This is a genomic window from Chryseobacterium hilariae (assembly GCF_051400735.1).
In the GTDB taxonomy this organism is placed as follows: domain Bacteria; phylum Bacteroidota; class Bacteroidia; order Flavobacteriales; family Weeksellaceae; genus Chryseobacterium.
In genome coordinates this window covers 246,713-261,847 of record NZ_JBLFFJ010000005.1, presented here as the reverse complement: position 1 = coordinate 261,847, position 15,135 = coordinate 246,713, and the positions used below count along the sequence as shown (strand labels likewise).

Annotated in this window: 13 protein-coding genes; 8 read left to right on the top strand and 5 right to left on the bottom strand. The window is 36.9% G+C overall.

The genetic code is table 11. The annotated features are described in order from the left end of the window. Positions 1 to 94: 94 nt before the first annotated feature. Both ACMGDK_RS16060 and ACMGDK_RS16055 read left to right on the top strand, forming a co-directional pair. Positions 95 to 1,537, top strand: a complete 1,443-nt coding sequence (locus ACMGDK_RS16060) for an aminoacyl-histidine dipeptidase (protein WP_436808876.1) — start codon at positions 95 to 97, stop codon at positions 1,535 to 1,537. A 203-nt stretch (positions 1,538 to 1,740) separates the two neighbouring features. Continuing rightward, positions 1,741 to 2,322, top strand: a complete 582-nt coding sequence (locus ACMGDK_RS16055) for an LOG family protein (protein ID WP_436808875.1) — start codon at positions 1,741 to 1,743, stop codon at positions 2,320 to 2,322. A gap of 130 nt (positions 2,323 to 2,452) precedes the next feature. Here the strand turns inward: ACMGDK_RS16055 and ACMGDK_RS16050 are convergent, their stop codons facing one another. Continuing rightward, positions 2,453 to 2,782: a 2Fe-2S iron-sulfur cluster-binding family protein gene (locus ACMGDK_RS16050; RefSeq protein WP_080778227.1), complete on the bottom strand. Its 330-nt coding sequence runs from the start codon at positions 2,780 to 2,782 to the stop codon at positions 2,453 to 2,455. 12 nt (positions 2,783 to 2,794) lie between these two features. Next, complete coding sequence (locus tag ACMGDK_RS16045; protein ID WP_436808874.1) at positions 2,795 to 3,850, bottom strand: NAD(P)/FAD-dependent oxidoreductase; 1,056 nt, start codon at positions 3,848 to 3,850, stop codon at positions 2,795 to 2,797. Between the two features lie 154 nt (positions 3,851 to 4,004). Between ACMGDK_RS16045 and ACMGDK_RS16040 the strand changes: the two genes are divergently transcribed. Continuing rightward, positions 4,005 to 4,772, top strand: coding sequence for a DUF3108 domain-containing protein (locus ACMGDK_RS16040; protein WP_436808873.1), 768 nt, complete (start codon positions 4,005 to 4,007; stop codon positions 4,770 to 4,772). Between the two features lie 331 nt (positions 4,773 to 5,103). On the opposite strand, the gene pheS is transcribed toward ACMGDK_RS16040, so the two are convergent. Further along, positions 5,104 to 6,114: a phenylalanine--tRNA ligase subunit alpha gene (gene pheS / locus ACMGDK_RS16035; RefSeq protein ID WP_111955668.1), complete on the bottom strand. Its 1,011-nt coding sequence runs from the start codon at positions 6,112 to 6,114 to the stop codon at positions 5,104 to 5,106. 126 nt (positions 6,115 to 6,240) lie between these two features. Continuing rightward, positions 6,241 to 6,900 (bottom strand): YceI family protein, encoded by a 660-nt coding sequence (locus ACMGDK_RS16030; protein ID WP_426050089.1) that lies wholly within the window; start codon positions 6,898 to 6,900, stop codon positions 6,241 to 6,243. Between the two features lie 75 nt (positions 6,901 to 6,975). Here ACMGDK_RS16030 and ACMGDK_RS16025 point away from each other — a divergent pair, with 75 nt between their 5' ends. Beyond that, positions 6,976 to 7,911, top strand: coding sequence for a sulfate/molybdate ABC transporter ATP-binding protein (locus ACMGDK_RS16025; protein WP_436808872.1), 936 nt, complete (start codon positions 6,976 to 6,978; stop codon positions 7,909 to 7,911). A gap of 298 nt (positions 7,912 to 8,209) precedes the next feature. On the opposite strand, the gene ACMGDK_RS16020 is transcribed toward ACMGDK_RS16025, so the two are convergent. After that, positions 8,210 to 8,557: a zinc ribbon domain-containing protein YjdM gene (locus ACMGDK_RS16020; RefSeq protein ID WP_436808871.1), complete on the bottom strand. Its 348-nt coding sequence runs from the start codon at positions 8,555 to 8,557 to the stop codon at positions 8,210 to 8,212. Positions 8,558 to 8,896: 339 nt separating this feature from the next. On the opposite strand from ACMGDK_RS16020, the gene ACMGDK_RS16015 reads away from it, so the two are divergent. From ACMGDK_RS16015 to ACMGDK_RS16000, 4 genes are all read left to right on the top strand, one after another. Continuing rightward, positions 8,897 to 10,102: an RsmB/NOP family class I SAM-dependent RNA methyltransferase gene (locus ACMGDK_RS16015; protein ID WP_306844027.1), complete on the top strand. Its 1,206-nt coding sequence runs from the start codon at positions 8,897 to 8,899 to the stop codon at positions 10,100 to 10,102. 201 nt (positions 10,103 to 10,303) lie between these two features. Continuing rightward, entirely contained in the window at positions 10,304 to 11,971 is a 1,668-nt protein-coding gene (locus ACMGDK_RS16010; protein WP_436808870.1) for a GLPGLI family protein, read from the top strand. Between the two features lie 324 nt (positions 11,972 to 12,295). Further along, complete coding sequence (gene asnB, locus ACMGDK_RS16005; RefSeq protein WP_436808869.1) at positions 12,296 to 13,966, top strand: asparagine synthase B; 1,671 nt, start codon at positions 12,296 to 12,298, stop codon at positions 13,964 to 13,966. 252 nt (positions 13,967 to 14,218) lie between these two features. Next, positions 14,219 to 15,031, top strand: coding sequence for a hypothetical protein (locus tag ACMGDK_RS16000; protein ID WP_436808868.1), 813 nt, complete (start codon positions 14,219 to 14,221; stop codon positions 15,029 to 15,031). Positions 15,032 to 15,135 lie beyond the last annotated feature (104 nt).

Genomic DNA, 15,135 nt, shown 5'->3' with positions numbered 1-15,135 from the left:
AAAAAATAAATTTACCTCTATACTCTTTATAAAAAATGCTTCCGGATTCACGGAAGCATTTTTTATTTTGTAATTTTGATAAAAATAAAATTTCATGGAATTATCTAATATAGAACCGCAGATTATCTGGAAGAATTTTTCCAAATTAAATGCGGTTCCAAGACCATCTAAAAAAGAAGAAAGAGTGATTGCTTTCATCAAAGAATTTGGCGAAAACTTAGGGTTGGAAACTACGGTAGATGAAGTAGGGAACGTCATCATCAGAAAACCAGCCACTGCCGGAATGGAAAACCGTAAATCTGTTGTTCTTCAGTCGCACCTGGATATGGTATGCCAGAAAAACAACGATGTTAATTTTGACTTCGATACAGAAGGAATCAAAATGGAGGTAGATGGAGATTGGGTAAAGGCAAAAGGAACAACTCTGGGTGCTGATAACGGTTTAGGAGTGGCTACCATTATGTCAATCCTTGAAAGTTCAGATATTCCACATCCTGCTATGGAAGCTCTTTTTACGATTGATGAAGAGACGGGAATGACAGGCGCGTTAGGTTTAAAGCCGGGGCAACTGACTGGAGAAATCCTATTAAACCTTGATACGGAAGAAGATGATGAAATTGATATTGGCTGTGCCGGAGGTGTAGATGTAACCATTACTCAAAATTATGGAACAGAAGCAGCAAAAGGACAGATTATAAGAATTGAAGTTAAAGGCCTTCAGGGAGGACATTCAGGAATGGATATTCATAAAGGTTTCGGAAATTCCAATATTATTCTGGGAAGACTTCTTTACAGTGGCTTAGCTAACCAGAATATTCAGTTGGTAACGGTTGACGGCGGCGGCTTGAGAAATGCCATTCCAAGAGAAGCTACGGCACTTATTTCTGTGAGAAATGCTCAGGAATTTATTGAAACGGCTACAGCTCTTAAAAAAGAAATTTTAGAAGAATTTGCTACAGTAGAACCTGGTATCCATATCAATATTGAAAATTCTACGACTTCTGACAAAGCTGTTTCCGAAGAAGATTCCAGGAAGATTATCCTTGCTTTAAAATCTCTTCACAATGGGGTTTACAGAATGAGCCCGGACGTAAAAGATCTTGTGGAAGCATCCAACAATGTAGCCAGAGTAGAATTAAAAGGCGGTGAGCTTAAAATCTTAAACTTAACCAGATCATCTGTGGATTCATCTAAATATTCGGTAGCAGAACAGTTAAAATCTGTGGCAGAATTAGCCGGAATGAATGTTGAATTCAGTGGTTCTTATCCTGGATGGAAACCAAAACCGGGTTCTGAGATTGTACAGCTGATGGAAAAAATCTACACAGAAAAATTCGGTGAAAAGCCTCATGTGGTAGCTTGTCACGCAGGACTGGAATGTGGGATCATCGGAGCCAATTATCCTGAAATGGAAATGGTAAGCTTCGGGCCTACGATCAGAGGAGCGCATTCTCCGGATGAGAAAGCTAATATTCCTTCTGCCCAGAAATTCTGGAATTTCACCAAAGAAATTTTAGCGAATATTCCTTTAAAATAAGAAGATAAAATTGCTATATTCAATATCCAAAGTCGTATGATTTTGGATATTTTTAATTTGAACCATTAAGGTTTTTTAAGTCGTTAAGATCATTAAAAATTACAGATATTAGGCTTAAAAATATCTTTGATATTTTTTTTAACTTTCCTTAATAACTTTATTGATCTTAATGGTTCAAAAATCATTTAACAAGATTTACAATCATGAAAAGTATAACAGTATTCTGCGGTTCAAGTTTCGGCACAGATGGTATCTTTAAAGAACAAGCTTTCCTGCTTGGGCAGACATTGGCAAAACAAGATATTCAACTTATATACGGTGGTGCAAATGTTGGCTTGATGGGAACAGTTGCAGATGGTACTTTAAATGAAGGAGGAAAGGCCATAGGTGTCCTTCCTCACTTCCTGCAATCCAAAGAAATTGCCCATAAAAAGCTTACCGAACTCATCCTCGTAGAAACCATGCATGAAAGAAAAACAAAGATGAATGATCTCTGCGACGGCGTAATCGTTCTTCCCGGCGGCTATGGAACCCTTGAAGAATTTTTTGAAATGATCACCTGGGCACAGCTTGGACTTCATAAGAAACCAATAGGAATTTTGAATATTGATGGATTTTATGATGATTTAATAAGACTGGTTCAGACGATGGTTGATAAGGGATTTTTAAAGCAGGTGAACCGTGATATGCTTCTAATAAGTGGAAATATTGATGAGCTTTTAGAAAAGATGAAAAATTATCAGGCTCCTACTGTGGGGAAATGGATTTCGAAGGAGAAAATATAATAATTAAAAAGATACTATCATCATTCACGAAGAGAAAAATTATTCAAATAAAAAATAGTAAATAATACACATAACAAAACCGCTTGGACATTTCCAAGCGGTTTTTTATACTAATTAAATTTAATATTTTCTAAGGATAAGGAGCAATCTCCACTTCAAGACCTTCCATTTCATCCATCATATGTAACTGGCATCCCAGTCTGCTGTTGTCTTTTACGTGGTAAGCTTCCGCCAGCATCGCATCTTCTTCATCGCCCATCGGCTCAAGGCCCGGATCGTTAATCACATATACCTGGCATGAGGCACACATCGCCATTCCTCCGCAAACACCAATGGTTCCCTCTTCCGCCAGTTCATAAGAGCGGATGATCTCCATCAGGTTCATAGACATATCTGTAGGCGCTACAACATCATGGGTTACCCCTTCCCGATCGGTGATCTTTATATTAATATCTGACATAATAGTGCAAAATTAGTCAATTTTTTTCACAACTGCCTTTTCTGCTTCCTTACGGCTGCCGTCAAATCCATCTACACCGCTTACTGTTGTATATTTAAGGACAAATTTCTTACCCGGATTCAGTCTGTTGTAAACACTCTGACACATTAAAGTAGCTTCGTGGAAACCGCAAAGAATCAGTTTCAGTTTACCCGGATAGGTATTGATATCTCCGATCGCATAGATTCCGTCGATATTCGTCTGATAATCAAGCGCATTGTTTACAACAATCGCATTTTTCTCAATATTCAAGCCCCAGTTTCCGATCTCACCCAATTTTGGAGTCAGTCCGAATAAAGGAATGAAATAATCCGTTTCAATATCGTAAGCTTCCTGTCCTTCAACTTCTACCGTGATCGCTTCAACTTTTCCGTCCCCTTTGATACCGGTAACTTCAGCAGGCGTAATTAATTTAATTTTACCCTGGTTCTTAAGATCCTGAACTTTCTCTACAGAATCCAAAGCTCCTCTGAACTCATTTCTTCTGTGGATCAAAGTTACCTCGCTTGCAACATTAGAAAGGAAGACGCTCCAGTCAAGAGCAGAATCTCCACCCCCGGCAATCACTACTCTTTTGTTTCTGAAATGCTCAGGCTCTTTAACAAAATATTCAAGACCTTTTTCCTCATAGTCAGCTACATTTTCAAAAGTAGGTTTTCTTGGCTCAAAAGTTCCCAACCCACCGGCAATGGCAATAGCTTTACATCTGTGCACCGTTCCTTTGTTGGTGATCACTTCAAACCATTCATCATCCACTTTTGTATAAGAAACCGCAGTTTCTCCCAAAGTGAATCCCGGCTGGAACTGCTTGATCTGCTCCATTAAATTATCTACCAATTCTCCAGCATTCACTGAAGGATATCCCGGAATATCGAAAATAGGTTTTTTCGGATAAAGCTCTGCTAGCTGTCCTCCTGGCTGTGGAAGCGCATCAATAATATGGCACTTCATTTTTAATAAACCTGCTTCAAAAACAGCAAAAAGCCCGGTAGGTCCGGCTCCTATGATCAATATATCAGTGGTTATCATAATAAGATAATTTAATTATACATGTAACTGCAAATTTACTAATTTTAATGCGAAGCATATTTAATTGATTCTAAATAAAAACCTGAGATTTATCAAATCTCTGTAAATAGTTAAGGATCTTAAATTTGGCAATGTTTTTGTTAAATTTCATACCATGAAGAAAATTTTAAATCTTTTTGCAATATTTATGTTCCTGATGAGCTATGCTCAGATCGACAATATTTCTGACGGTGAGTCTATTACATTCAGAATCCACTATGGAATCCTGAATGCCGGAACTGCCAATCTTACTGCCAAAAAGACAAATTATATGGGTGCTCCCCATCTGTACGTTAAAGGTACAGGAAAGACTACAGGTGCTGTAAAAGCTTTTTTCAAAGTAGAGGATTTATATGAAAGCTTTATTAATATAGAAACCGGCTTGCCAAGCTTTTATGTAAGAAATGTACGTGAAGGAAGCTACCGCCAACATTTTGAAACCGTTTTTAACCATAATAATCATACCCTGATCTTAACTGATAAAAAGACTCCTGCCAATGGCTCTAAGGTTATTAAATCTGTAAAAGGCGTGCAGGATATGCTTTCCTGCTTCTACTACCTGAGAAGCAAAAATACCAGCGAATTAAAGGTAGGAACGGTGATCAATATGAATGTATGGATTGATGATGAAATGTTTCCTTTTCAGCTAAAGGTGACAGGAACAGAAGATCTGAAAACCAAGTTCGGGACCATTAACTGTCTGAAAATTATCCCGTCTGTAAAAAGCGGAAGGGTTTTCAAAGAAAAAGAAGGGGTGACAATGTGGGTTACCAATGACGCCAACCATATTCCAATGCTTCTGCAGGCAGAACTGGCCGTAGGTTCACTGAAAGCAAGTATTGAGGATCTTAAAAATGTGAAATACCCTTTAAAATATAAGTAAAAGATATTCAGTCTTTTGAATTATAAAAAAACCTGCAAAATATTTTTGCAGGTTTTTTTATGATTTAATGTAATACATTTTAATTTCCAGCTGTCTTACTAATAACAGCAAACTAAAGACTAATAAAGATATCCGGAGTAATACATATAACACTTCGATTTCCCTCATCGTGACGAATTTTGGAGAAGAAAAAATTAATATAAAATTAATAGACCTTTATTAAAATGGTTACGTGTGATTTTTCAATATAATCTCGTTTTTAATTACGTTTTGTTTCTTAGGTCAGTAATTAAAAACAAAAAACCTCCGGAATTTCCGGAGGTTTAATTTTTTATAGTGATTTAAACTGTTCTAAAGTTCTGATATCATTTTCGAAGAACATTCTGATGTCGCTCATCTGGTAAAGAAGCATTGTAATTCTTTCAATCCCCATTCCGAAGGCATATCCTGAATATTTCTCAGAGTCGATATTTACATTTTTAAGAACTGCAGGATCTACCATTCCACATCCCATGATTTCCAGCCAGCCTGTTCCTTTGGTAATTCTGTAATCTGTCTCAGAGTTTAATCCCCAATATACATCAATTTCAGCACTAGGCTCTGTGAAAGGGAAATAAGAGGGTCTCATTCTGATTTTAGATTTCCCGAAAAGCTCAGTGGTAAAGAACTGGATTGTCTGTTTAAGATCTGCAAAGCTTACGTTCTCGTCAATATACAAACCTTCAATCTGATGGAATATACAGTGTGAACGTGAAGAAATAGCCTCATTTCTGAATACTCTTCCCGGAGAAAGAATTCTGATCGGCGGCTGGTTTTCTTCCATATAACGGATCTGTACGGAAGACGTATGCGTTCTTAAAAGAATATCAGGGTTCTGCTCAATGAAGAAAGTATCCTGCATATCTCTTGCCGGATGGTATTCAGGAAGGTTAAGCGCTGTAAAGTTGTGCCAGTCGTCCTCTATTTCGGGACCGTCGGCTACTGCGAAACCTATAGATTTAAAGATTTCAATAATTCTGTTCTTCACCAGATTGATCGGGTGTCTTGACCCAAGATCCAATGGAAAAGCAGGTCTTGTAAGATCTTCTTTTTCTGTGACAATAGCAGATTGGGAAGCATCTTTCAGATCTTCCAGTTTTCCTGCAACAGCCTGCTTCAAAGAATTAATCTTCTGCCCGAATTCTTTTTTCTGGTCGTTTGGAACTTCTTTAAATTTTTCAAAAAAATCATTCAGAACACCTTTTTTACCATTATACTTAATTCGGAAGTTCTCAATTTCCTCTTTAGATGTAGCATTGAAGCTGTTTACTTCGGTAAGTAGTTCTTCTATCTTTTCTATCATTGTTTTACCCTTTCAAAATGTTTTGCAAAAATACGTTTTTTAAGTTTAATAATGAATCTGTGATAAAAAAATCTGCCCCTTTACGGGAGGCAGACTTCAATCACTTATTTCACTTAAATAAAAAAATTATTTCTTTTCTAAAGCTTTAACGTTGATCTGAAGAGTTACCTCATCCTTAATCACCCCGTTTTCAGCAGGAGCCTGGAACTTTACGCCAAACTCTTCTCTTTTAATATCTTTCGGTTCAGTAGCCACACTTACTTCTCCGTCTTTTACAGAGACATTGGCTTTAAACTGAATGGGTTTTGAAATACCTTTAATAGTTAAATTCCCATCCAAAAGTGTATTGTAATCTCCTTCCATAGCCGGTGTCACTTTTGTAATTTCAAAAGAAGCGGTAGGAAATTTTTCTACTTCAAAGAAATCGCCACTCTTAAGATGACCATTCAGTTTTCCTAACTGATCAGCGTCATCTTTAAGATCTACAGACGTCAGAGAATTCATATCAGCAACAAATTTTCCGCTTTCAAGCTTCCCGTCTTTTATCGTAACATCACCGCTTTCAAACTTGATTGTTCCGAAATGACTTGTACTTTCAGACTTGAAAACTTTATATCCTTTCCACTCCACTTTACTGTTTAATGTGTCCACCGTATACTGATTCCCGTCTTTTGTAGTTGTCACTTCATTGCTTTCGCTGGTAACCGGTTTGTCTTTTTTACAAGAAACCGCTACAGCCGCAACAAATAAAGCAGGAATAGCTAGTGAAAACAGTTTTTTTCTCATTTTTGATATATTTTTATTACTTCCGCTAATATAATAAAAAATTTTATTTTTTCATAAAAACCTTACATTTGTATTATGCTTTTAGAAATACACAATTTATATTTTTCCCATACCAAAGATAACCCACTGTTTCAGAACCTTAATCTGGGTTTTGAGGAAGGCAGAATCATTGCACTGGCAGGAGAAAGCGGCTGTGGAAAGTCTACATTGCTTAACTTGATTTATGGTCTTCTAGACTGGGAAAGCGGCGAGATTGTTTTTAATGGAAAACGGCTTTTGGGTCCAAAAGGAAATCTTGTTCCCGGAGAAGCCGAAATGAAACTGGTGGCCCAGAATTTTGATTTGATGCCTTACGCTACTGTTGCCGAAAATGTTGGAAAATTTATTTCCAACATCAATTTAGCTCAAAAAAAAGAAACGGTCATGGAGCTTCTGGAAGTGATAGGACTCCAGGAATTTGCCCATGTGCTTCCTAAATATTTAAGCGGAGGCCAGCAGCAGAGGGTTGCCATAGCCAGAGCACTTTCTGTATTGCCGAAACTGCTTATTTTAGATGAACCTTTCAGTAACCTGGATTTCCCCAGGAAAATAGAACTTCGTGAAAGACTGTTCAGGTATGTGAAACAACATCAGATTTCTCTGATCATTTCTACCCACGAGCTTCAGGATATTATGCCCTGGCTAGACCAGATCGTCATTCTGAGGGATGGAAGACTGATCCAGAACGACAGTCCGCAAGAAACCTACAAGCAACCCTATAATCCTTATGTAGCCAAACTTTTTGGCGAAGTAAATATATTCAGTGAAGAAGAAAAAGCAGAATTCGAGCTTACTAAATTTTCATATTATCCCAAGGAAATAAAAATTTCTGAAAATGGAGCTGAAGCCGAACTGCTGGAAAGCAGGTTTGCAGGAAATCATTACTGGAATAAGATCAGGATTCAAAACAAAGAGCTTATTGTTTATACAGATGAAAAGGTAGAAGGAAGTATCAAGATTTCTTTTGTCTAAATCACAGGAAGATTAACATCATTATTAAATTAATTTGTATAAATAAAATTCAAAGAACACCGCCAATCCCTCATAACTTGTACATTTCCTTGTAGTTATTGTTAATATGTGGATAAAAAAAATACAAATCTAAGAAGCGGTTTGAAACTTTTTCTTACATTTGTATTTCTACAGCATAAGGAAATTTTTGGTTAATTCTCTTTCTGCCCTGAGACGGACATTAGCACATCCTGCAATTAAGTCTTTGAAAGATTACACTGTCCAATCTTTTCCTTTTTTTATTTTTTTCAAATAAACATTACGCTTTCTTCACAAACTCTGATTTCAAAGCCATAGATCCGAAACCGTCAATTTTACAGTCAATATTATGATCGCTGTCCGGTCTTAGACGGATATTTTTAACTTTTGTTCCCGCTTTTACCGGTTTTGGTGCTCCTTTTACAGGAAGATCCTTGATTACTACTACAGAATCTCCATCCTGAAGCTCGTTCCCGTTTGAATCCAATATTTTTCCTTCATTAGAATTTTCTGCAGTCGTTTCTTCAGGATTCCATTCGTAAAAACACTGCGAGCAGGTCATCATATTATTTTCACTCGGATAAGTAAATTCGGAGTTGCATTTTGGGCAAAGTACAGTATCACTCATATTTTTTATTTTTGCAAAGGTAGAATTTTTTGTAGAATGTATTCATGATCAAGATAAGTAAGGGCCAGGAGCCAAAATTTTCGATGTCAGACATTAGGACTGGTGACTTCGGGAGCCTCAGCAACCAAATATTTGCCATCATTTAATATTTCTTGATCTATAGGAATCTTATGACTCAAAAAACTCAAACTCTTAAACCCCAAAAACGTTCCGACTCTCATGCTCGCACTCTGTGCCCTGAAACTTCACAATCCTCATGCTCTCTCACTCTGAAACTTGAATTCTGCAACTCTCAACTATAATTCGTACTTTTGCAGATTCAAACAGCGAAGCAATTTTATGGAACTTATTCACAGAAACCTAGCGATCGGAATTCACGATGCTTTACAGGAAACATTTTTCGAGAAAAATAAATATGCCGATAAGGTAATCGAAAGACTTTTAAAAGCCCACAGAAAATGGGGAAGTCAGGACAGAGCCGTTGTTTCTGAGATCTTCTATAATATTATCCGCTGGAAAAAACGTCTTGAATATTATATGGGGGAAGGTGTAAAGCCAACCAATATATATAAGCTGATGATTGCATATCTGCTTTGGAGCAAGACCAATTATAAAAAGTTTGAAGAATTTGACGGAATTAAAATAGCCGATATCCTTACCAAGCTTAAAAAGAACACCGTTCCTACAAAAGCTATCGAGCATTCTATTCCTGAATGGCTGGCTGAAACTCTGGAAAAAGAACTAGGACCGGGCTGGGAAAAAGAAATGCAGGCTTTAAACGAGCAGGCTCCGACCGTATTAAGAGCCAACAGCCTTAAAACAACTCCAAAAGAACTTATTTCTGATCTTTCAGATGAAGGGGTAGTTGCTTACACGGTAAAAAACTATCCGGATGCTGTACAGCTTGAGGAAAAGAAGAATGTTTTCCTTACAACAGCCTTTAAAGAAGGTCTATTTGAGGTTCAGGATGCTTCTTCACAGAAGATCGGATATTTCCTGGATGTAAAAGAAGGACAAAGAGTTGTGGATGCTTGTGCGGGTGCGGGTGGAAAGACCCTTCACCTAGCTGCATTGATGGGGAATAAAGGCCAGATCGTAGCTTTGGATATTTTTGAATGGAAGCTTGCAGAACTGAAACGTCGTGCAAAAAGAGCAGGAGCGCACAATATCGAAACCCGTATGATCTCTGACAACAAAGTGATCAAGCGTCTTCATGATAAAGTGGATCGACTTCTGATCGATGCTCCATGTTCAGGACTTGGTGTTTTAAAAAGAAATCCGGACAGTAAATGGAAAATTGACCAGGATTTTATTGACAGAATTAAAAAAGAGCAGCAGCAAATTCTTCAGGATTATTCCAAAATGCTTAAAGTAGGCGGAAAAATGGTGTATGCTACATGTTCTATCTTACCTTCTGAAAATAATTTACAGGTAGAAGAATTTTTGAAAACCAACTCAGGTTATAAGCTAATTAAAGATGACAAAGTTATGCCTAGCCACGGTTACGACGGATTCTATATGGCACTGATCGAAAGAGTTTCTTAATTTTTTTGACTCATCTATAAAATATACAGCTGCTCTATTTCAGAGCAGCTTTTTTATTGAAAAATTTTAGCCAGATATAACATTTTCTCTACATTGAAAAACGGTTTGTAACATATGTATCATTAATCCCTACTTATAATATCGTAAACTTTTTAAAATCCAGACGGAAATTTGAAAATTCACTTTATGAAAAACTGATTTATGAATAAAAGAATTCTATTCAGCTTCTTTGCGTTATTTCTATGTGGCCTTTCATATGCACAGGCTTATGAGATCCAATATATCAGCTCTTATAACGGGAAAGTTCTTACCGAACAGTCTCCTACTCTTGTATGGGTGGATGGAAAAGATAATTTTATTCTGAATAATAAGATCAGGGAACAAAAAAGCGATTATCCATTTGAGATCACCAGGATTGAAAAACCTTCCCATACGGTTATTTCGTATGCTTTCCTGAAACCGGGAGAAATCATTTCTTCTTCAGATGCCGAATCTATAGGAAAACAAACATTTGAATTAACCAATGAAACAAAAAAGATTCTAGGCTATAACTGTAAAAAAGCAGTAACAAAGATCAATTCCAATACAATTGAGGTTTGGTATACCAATGATTTAAAAATTAACGGGGGACCTTCTATTATCGGACAGAATCTGGGATTAGTTCTGGAGATCGAAAGAAATAAAAATTCGCAGCTCACTGCCAGCTCTATTAAAAAAGTTAAAAAAACGGATATTGATCATATTTTAAAAGGCTCAATACAGTCAACCGATCTGCTGGGTTACAAGGATCTTCTCTGGAAAAGCCGTTTTACCACACTGAAAGTTTTTGAAAATGAAACCATCAATTTTTCAGATGAATCTAAACCGGATGAACAGGTAAAAAGATTTGCCAACGGAACCATCATCCTAAAAAAAATAAAATTCCCTACGATTAAAGAAGGTGAAAATATCTTTGTTGAAGTGAAGCAGCAATCCAACGGAGATGCGTACGACAGAACAGGAACTGTGTTTTTTATTCCGCAGGATAAAGAAACCTCATTTTTTGACGGACTGGAAAAAGGAGCTAAAACACTTCCTGTTTATAACAACGGCAATGGAAAGCTGTATCATGGAGTAAATACTACTGAAAACTACAGTCCGGCAATAGAGATGATGAGATTCTTTACAGCCTTCGGGATTCAGAAATTCAATCATATTCAATTAAAAGGAAAAGACTGGCAGACCGTAAGCCCGTACCGGCAGGATATCACAGAACTGAAGCCTTCTCTTTCTGGGAAGGAAGTCTGGGTGGGTACTTTTATCGGTAATTATGATAAAGGCGGTCATAAAGTAAATCTGGAGATCACTATTCATAAAAGTGACCAGAATATTTATAAGAATAATGTGGCGATTCCTCTTTTTAATACTTTAAATATCATGGAGATGGCAGGCCAGGATTATTCAACGATGTTCGACAAGGATCAAGGACTTTTCGTAGAATTTATATTAGAAAAAGATCTGAAGAATGCTCAGCTGAGATACATCACTACCGGACATGGAGGCTGGGAAAACGGAGATGAATTTGTCCCCAAACCCAATTCTATATTCTTGGATGGGAAAATGACTTTTTCTTTTGTGCCCTGGAGATCAGACTGCGGCTCTTACAGACTTTACAATCCTGCATCCGGAAATTTTCCAGACGGACTTTCTTCATCAGACCTCAGCAGGTCAAATTGGTGTCCGGGAACAGTTACCAATCCGAATTTCATTCCTCTTGGAGATTTGAAAGCAGGCAAGCATACAATACAGATAAAGATTCCTCAGGGGGAAAAAGAAGGCACAAGCTTCAGTTCATGGAATGTTTCAGGAGTTTTGCTTGGGTCTCAATAAAACAAAACCTTCTTGCAAAGAGAATTGCAAGAAGGTAAAAACACAAATGATGAAAAAAAATTATTTCGAGCCACAAAGTAAGGGCTAAAATTCATATAATAAATTACCATATATTAATAATTATTTCATTTTAATTTTGTATAGAAGGTAATAATAACTCTATTTTTCTCAGGTAAAAAAAATCAATTAAAAACGTGATAATTGATCCAAATAGTTAATATTTTTCATTAAAATAAATTATTAAGTTAAAAATATTAACTTTTAATTATTTTTTGTTGTTATTTTTAAACATCAAAGTTAATTTTGCTTCAAATAAGTAACAACATGTGTGGAATTGTATGTTTGTTTGATGCCAAACAAAAGACCGAAATATTAAGACCTCAGGTTTTAGAAATGTCAAAAAAGATCCGTCATCGCGGCCCGGACTGGAGCGGTGTATTTCAGGATGACAAAGTTGTATTTTCTCATGAAAGACTGGCTATTGTAGATCCTACTTCAGGAAAGCAGCCTTTATTCACCAAGGACGAAAAAGTAGTTCTTGCGGTGAACGGAGAGATCTATAACCATAGAGAATTAAAAGAAGAGTTTCCGGATTTCGAATTTCAGACCCAGTCGGATTGTGAAGTGATCCTTGCCCTCTACAAAAAATATGGAAAAGACTTCATTGAAAAACTGAACGGAATTTTCGCGTTTGCTCTTTATGATATAGAAAAAGGAATTTATCTGATCGCCCGTGATCACATGGGAATCTGCCCTCTTTACCAGGGATGGGATAAAAACGGAAACTATTATGTAGCTTCTGAGCTAAAAGCATTGGAAGGTGTTTGTAAAACGATTGAAACATTTCTTCCCGGGCATTTTGTATACAGCCCGGATGGAACAGAGCTTCAACAATGGTACAAAAGAGACTGGGAAAGCTTTGACAGCGTAAAAGACAACGAAACCGATATTTCAAAAATAAGAAAAGGCCTTGAAGATGCCGTTCACAGACAACTGATGAGTGATGTTCCTTACGGAGTTCTCCTTTCCGGAGGTCTGGATTCATCTGTTATCTCAGCAGTTACTGCGAAATTTGCAAGACAGCGAGTGGAAAGCGGTGACACTCAGGAAGCATGGTACCCTAGGCTTCACAGTTTTGCAGTAGGCTTAACAGGCTCTCCAGACCTGGCTGCTGCAAGAAAAGCTGCAGACCACATCGGCTCTGTTCACCATGAGGTTAATTTCACCGTTCAGGAGGGATTGGATGCAGTACGTGATGTGATCTATCATTTGGAAACTTATGATGTGACGACCATCAGAGCCTCCACGCCAATGTATCTTCTGGCAAGAGTGATCAAATCTATGGGAATTAAAATGGTACTTTCCGGAGAAGGTTCAGATGAGCTGTTCGGAGGATATTTATATTTTCATAAGGCTCCAAACGCTAAAGAATTCCATGATGAAACGGTAAGAAAGCTGGGTAAACTTCATTTATATGACTGTTTAAGAGCCAACAAAGCCCTAATGAGCTGGGGAATTGAAGGCAGAGTTCCTTTCCTGGATAAAGAATTCATGGACATTGCCATGACTGTCAACCCAAAAGACAAAATGATCAGCGTTGCAGAAGGGAAAATAGAGAAATGGGTATTGCGAAAAGCTTTTGAAGATGTTCTTCCGGAATCTATTGTCTGGAGACAGAAAGAACAGTTCTCGGACGGCGTGGGCTATTCATGGATCGATACATTAAAAGAAGTTGCTGAAAAAGAGGTCACAGACGAAATGATGGCCAATGCAAGATTCAGGTTCCCTTTGAACACCCCTCAAAACAAAGAAGAATACCGTTACAGAACCATCTTTGAAGAACATTTCCCAAGTGAAACAGCGGCAGCAACAGTACCTTCTGTTCCTTCAGTGGCCTGCTCCACTCCTATCGCTTTAGAATGGGATGAAGCTTTCAAAAAAATGAATGACCCGAGCGGAAGAGCAGTGAAAGTACATGAGACGAGTTATGAGTAGTGATTTCGGGATATGTGATTCGGGTTTGAGAGCCTGAGCCTTTTTAGTGTTGGCTCTTGATTCAACAATTATAACATCTAAATCTCTAATCCCTAATATCTAACTTCTAATTTCAAAATTTTATCAATCCTGTAGAAATACAGGATTTTCTTTTGAATAACGTTAATAATATCAATATAATTTAACTGACAATCAAAAATAATATCTAAGAAATAATTATATTTGGACAACGAAAATATCAATTATAAAAAAATGAGAAGAAATCTTACTGTTTTATTTGCCTTACTATCCATCAGTTTTGCTTTTGGACAGGGAAAATACGGCAAATACTTAAATTCAAAGAAGCTTGCTTTGTCTTATAAAAGCGTGAAAGATGTAGATAAGGATGACTATTATCAGCAGTTTTATTGGCTGGTAAAGGCAGAACAGCTTAAAACGTATCCTCACCTTAAAGATGTAAAACCTGTTGTTTTATATGAGTTTGTAAAAAAAGTAAACCCTCAGAATCCTACCAAAAAACTTGATGACAGAGGGAAAGAGCTCAGAGCCACTGCAGAATTATCTTTAAATCAGTATTTTAAGAACAAAAAATTCGAGAACAACTCAGTTTTAATGTACAACCTTGAAACTTATGTTGACCCGTCTAAAGGACAGTTCTATACCAAGGTAGATCCTGAAAAGATTAAGGAACTGGTTCCAAAAGAATTATTTGCCTTCAACTCTTTAAACAGAAATTTAGGTGAAGAAAAAACGTATTACCTGTGGATTGATAAGAAAAAAGATGATTTCAAGATTGTAGATATCATCCCTGAAGAAAAAGAAAACAAAGCTTTCTACGCAAGATTAAAACAATATCTTCCGAGCTATAAATTTTCCAAATATGTTCCATCGGTGAAAAAAGGGAACAAATCAGACAAAACAGATGTTGACTATTACTACATCATGCCGTTTGAACAGAACACTGATAACATAGAATATAAAACAAAAGATTTCAAAACTTACATCTTAAGCCAATACAGAAAAGCCGGCGATGAATGGAAAGGAGTAGAAAAACCTAGAAAATAAATTAAAAAAGTCCTGTGAAAATTCACAGGACTTTTTTAATTTTATAGGAAATTCTTTATCTAAAGATCAAGCTGTTTTAAAAACAGAAAAGATTCAATAAAAAA